Genomic DNA, 4267 nt, shown 5'->3' with positions numbered 1-4267 from the left:
CAGGTGTCGAGCCCGATGAAATCGGCCAGCTCCAGCGGCCCCATCGGGTGGTTGGCGCCGAGCTTGAGCGAGATGTCGATCGAGGCCACCGAGCCCACGCCCTCGTAGAGCGCATAGACCGCCTCGTTGATCATCGGGATCAGGATGCGGTTGACGATGAAGGCCGGATAATCCTCGGAACTGGCGGCGGTCTTGCCGAGCGTCTCGACCACCCCGAGCAGCGTGTCGTAGGTCGCCTGATCGGTGGCGATGCCGCGGATCAGCTCCACCAGCTGCATCACCGGCACCGGATTCATGAAATGGAAGCCCATGAAGCGTTCCGGACGGTCGGTCCGGGCCGCCAGCCGCGTGATGGAGATCGAGGAGGTGTTCGTGGTCAGGATCGTCTGCGGCGCGAGATGCGGCGCGAGGCTCTCGAAGATGCTGTTCTTGATCGCCTCCTTCTCGGTCGCGGATTCCACCACGAGATCGGCGGCGCCCACCGCCGCGAGATCGGGCTCGGCGCGGATCCGCGCCAGCGCCGCCTCGCGGTCGGCCTCGGTGATGCGCGCGCGCGAGACCTGCCGCTCGAGGTTCCGGCCGATCACCTCCAGCGCCCGCGCCACGGCCTCCTCGGAAATGTCGTTGAGCAGCACGTCGTAACCGGCAAGGGCGAAGACATGCGCGATGCCGTTGCCCATCTGCCCGGCGCCGATCACGCCGACCTGCTTGATTTCCATGGATTTTCGCCCCGATAGCCGTTCGGCGGCCAGATTAGGCAGCGCCGCCGGGGCGTGCAAGGCTTTGTCCCGGAAACCTTGGCGCCTGCGAGCATTCGGTGGACAGGTTTTTGTACCGGGCGTAGCGTATGCCGATCAGGGCACAGGGGGACGGCCATGAACACGATCATCGATTTTCTCAACACGATCTTCTGGGGTTACGTGCTGATCTACGGATTGCTTGCGGTCGGCGTCTATTTCACCATCCGATTGCGCTTCCAGCAGATCCTGCATTTCGGCGAGATGTTCCGGGTGATCCTGAGCTCCGGCGAGACCGACAAGGAAGGCATCACGCCGCTGCAGGCGCTGGCCACCAGCCTCGCGAGCCGGGTCGGCACCGGCAACATCGCCGGCGTCGCGGTGGCGCTCACGCTCGGCGGGCCCGGCGCGATCTTCTGGATGTGGATGGTGGCCCTGGTCGGCATGGCCACCGCCTATTCGGAATCGACCCTCGCGCAGCTCTACAAGGTGCACGGGCCCGAGCATCAGGTCTACCGGGGCGGGCCCGCCTTCTACATCGCCAAGGGGCTCGGGATGCCCTGGCTCGGCGGGGTTTTCTCCGTCTGTCTCATCCTCTCCTTCGGCCTGGTCTTCAATGCGGTGCAGGCGAACTCGATCGCCGAGGCGATGCAGGGCGGCTTCGGCGTGCCGAAGATCGTGACCGGGCTGGTCGTCGCGGCGCTCACGGCGGTGGTGATCTTCGGAGGCATTCGCAAGATCGCGACGGTGGCGGAGTACATCGTGCCGGTGATGGCGGGCATCTACCTCCTGGTGGCGATCTGGGTCCTGCTCACGCATCTGCCGCAGATCCCGGGAATGTTCGCCCATATCATCGGCTCGGCCTTCGGGCTGCAGGAGGCGGCGGGCGGGATCACCGGCGGGGTCGCCGCGGCGATGCTGAACGGGGTCAAGCGCGGGCTCTTCTCCAACGAGGCGGGCATGGGCTCGGCGCCGAACATCGCCGCGGCGGCGACGCCGGTGCCGCACCACCCGTCGAGCCAGGGCTTCGTGCAGGCGCTCGGCGTCTTCATCGACACGCTGGTGATCTGCACCTGCACGGCGATGATGATCCTGCTTTCCAGCGCTTACGTGCCCGGCGGCGACGTGACCGGGACGGCGCTCACCCAGGCGGCCCTCGGGGAGCATATCGGCAGCGCCGGCACCTATTTCGTCGCCATCGCAATCTTCTTCTTCGCCTTCACCTCGATCATCGGCAACTACTCCTACTCGGAAATGGCGATGGTCTATCTCGGGGTCGGCCGGCACGAGGGGCTGATGGTGCTCCGGGTGGTGGTGCTGCTCATGGTGATCTGGGGGTCGCTGCAGGCGGTGGCGACGGTGTTCAACACCGCGGACGCCTCCATGGGGCTCATGGCGACGATCAACCTGATCGCGATCGTGGCGCTGTCGGGGACGGTGGTGAAGCTGACCAAGGATTATTTCGAGCAGCGGAAAGCCGGCAAGGAGCCGGTCTTCCACGCGGCGGATTATCCGGAACTCGGCGACCAGATCGAGCATTCGATCTGGTACCGGGAGAGCTGATCCGGCCGGCGGACGCCCCTCCGCGCCGGTCGCGCGGAGGGGTCGGGCCCATCGGTCAGTGGGAGAAGTGCTTCCGGGATTCAGCGGGCGCCGACCGGCCCGCCCGGGGCCCCAGTAGAGTGCGGCCTCGAGCTTCGGCACCACCTGGAAGAGATCGCCCCCGAGGCCGCAATCGGCGACCTGGAAGATCGGCGCCTCCTCGTCCTTGTCGATGGCGACGATGCCCCTCGAATCCTTCATGCCGGCGAGATGCTGGATCGCGCCGGAGATGCCGATGGCGATGAAGAGCTCGGGCGCCACACCCTATCCGGCCCGGCCGACCCAATAGTCGACGCATCCGTCAGTTCGTGAATAGTGCGCGGCACTGGACAACTGGGCTAAGGTAACCCGAGTCCGATGTGTCACCAGGAGATTTGATGAAGTTCGGCGAGTTGGACGAGACGAAGCTCCTATTCCTGATGGGGTGCGGCGCAGTTTTCGCGTTGGCAGGGTTGTGGTTGATGTTCCGGCCAAAGGGCCGTGGTTCGGCCAAGCTTGAGCTGTTCGGTCTGAAGTTCGAGTCGTCATCGGCGGGCCTGCTCGTCTTCCTGATCGGAGCCGGGTTCATCGCGACGCCCCTCGTGGTTGCGGAGCGACAATCGTCGGCTGGACCAGACAACGGGGGACGCGGCGAGATCCCGGGCACGCCGGTCGACCTGGAGCATGCCGGAGAGAAAGAGCCGAACAACTCGCCCCCGCGTGCAAGCGAGATCAGCCTAGGGGTTGTCTATTCGGCCAGATTGGATGCGGGACGGGGAGATCGGGAGGACTGGTACGCCATACCGGTCTCTGCACTCGGTCTGCAGGATCTATCCATTGAGGTCTCAAGCGGCGCTGCAACTTTCGACGAGCCTGAAGTTTGCGAGATCGCCGTCCTCGACGCCAAGGCTGAGCCATTGGAGACTTGGCGCTTTGCTCCGATCGGTTCCTCTCTTCGAGAGAGCGTCTTTGTCGGAGAGCACGACTACATCTTTCTGAAGGCTTCGACATGGGGCACGAGGATGTGCGAGTATGATATCCGCATCACGGGCGACAGCCGCCTTTGATCGGACGCTCGTTATCCGATAGTCTACCGGGCACGGGATTGAAGTTTGACGGGGGCCGGGTGATGAGAATGTTTGTGCGCTTGGAGAGCGATCCGGAATGGAAGGTCAACCGGTCTTTTGGGTTCACAAAGGGATGGCTTGAAGCGGCAGTCCTAGGGATGTTCTTGGTCGCTCATCCCAGCAACGGCATTGCGGCACAGCAGACCAACAGGGCATCCTTCCGTTTGGCCCAGGCTTCTTCAGATCAGATGGTCATTCCGCCCAGGAAGTTCGCGGAAGGCAAGGAGATCGAGCCGAACGATGGATACGAAGCGGCCAATCAGGTTGCTGTCGGGGAGTCGATCGTCGGACACGTCTTCGAAGCATCGCCCGATTGGTTCGCAATGAGGATCGATCCCACGGCGGCGAGGGTCTATATTAAGGTTAGAACAAATAGCGGCGACTACGTCTGGTGTAACATGAACTTCTACACCGGCAGTGAACAGGGTGCTGGCCGGGCAATGTTTCCAGACGTATTCACATCCAAGACTTTGGCTCTCTCCCCAAATGGGGAGACGGTATTGTTCGTCGCCCTAACCTCTCAGCAAGCGGCCGGCTGCAGCTACGAGTTGTTTACGGCCTATTCGCCGGATGAGCTCTAGCTTTGTATTTCCTGCAGCGGGCTCCTGACGTCCTTTTTTGCCCGCTGCGGCGGGTCAATTTTGGTCGCTGGCGGCAAGGCCACAGGGACCGCTCTGCACCCCGGGCCCGTACTCAGTGGGTTGGATGCCCCAGAACGCCTCAGCCGAGCGCGGCCTCGAGCTCCGGCACCACCTGGAACAGATCGCCCACGAGGCCGTAATCGGCGACCTGGAAGATCGGCGCCTCCTCGTCCTTGTTGAT

General features: G+C 63.7%; 4 protein-coding genes and 2 pseudogenes. 3 read left to right on the top strand and 3 right to left on the bottom strand.

Annotation, left to right across the window (positions count from 1 at the left end):
* Nucleotides 1-719, bottom strand: a 719-nt coding sequence (locus V7050_RS18710) for a 3-hydroxyacyl-CoA dehydrogenase NAD-binding domain-containing protein (protein WP_324411006.1), incomplete at its 3' end; no start/stop codon positions are given.
* A gap of 156 nt (nt 720-875) precedes the next feature.
* On the opposite strand from V7050_RS18710, the gene V7050_RS18705 reads away from it, so the two are divergent.
* Nucleotides 876-2300: an alanine/glycine:cation symporter family protein gene (locus V7050_RS18705; RefSeq protein ID WP_324374616.1), complete on the top strand. Its 1425-nt coding sequence runs from the start codon at nt 876-878 to the stop codon at nt 2298-2300.
* Between the two features lie 117 nt (nt 2301-2417).
* Here the strand turns inward: V7050_RS18705 and V7050_RS18700 are convergent.
* A pseudogene (locus tag V7050_RS18700) lies at nt 2418-2600 on the bottom strand (FAD-binding protein); the annotation flags it as partial.
* 116 nt (nt 2601-2716) lie between these two features.
* Here V7050_RS18700 and V7050_RS18695 point away from each other — a divergent pair.
* Together V7050_RS18695 and V7050_RS18690 are read left to right on the top strand one after the other, a co-directional pair.
* Nucleotides 2717-3385: a hypothetical protein gene (locus tag V7050_RS18695; protein WP_324374614.1), complete on the top strand. Its 669-nt coding sequence runs from the start codon at nt 2717-2719 to the stop codon at nt 3383-3385.
* Between the two features lie 68 nt (nt 3386-3453).
* Complete coding sequence (locus V7050_RS18690; protein WP_324374612.1) at nt 3454-4026, top strand: hypothetical protein; 573 nt, start codon at nt 3454-3456, stop codon at nt 4024-4026.
* Nucleotides 4027-4165: 139 nt separating this feature from the next.
* On the opposite strand, the pseudogene V7050_RS18685 reads toward V7050_RS18690, so the two are convergent.
* Nucleotides 4166-4267: pseudogene (locus V7050_RS18685) on the bottom strand (electron transfer flavoprotein subunit alpha/FixB family protein); the annotation flags it as partial.

This window comes from Amaricoccus sp. (assembly GCF_036846665.1).
Lineage (GTDB): Bacteria > Pseudomonadota > Alphaproteobacteria > Rhodobacterales > Rhodobacteraceae > Amaricoccus.
The sequence above is the reverse complement of the archived record's forward strand: the minus strand, read 5'-3'. Positions and strand labels throughout refer to the sequence as shown.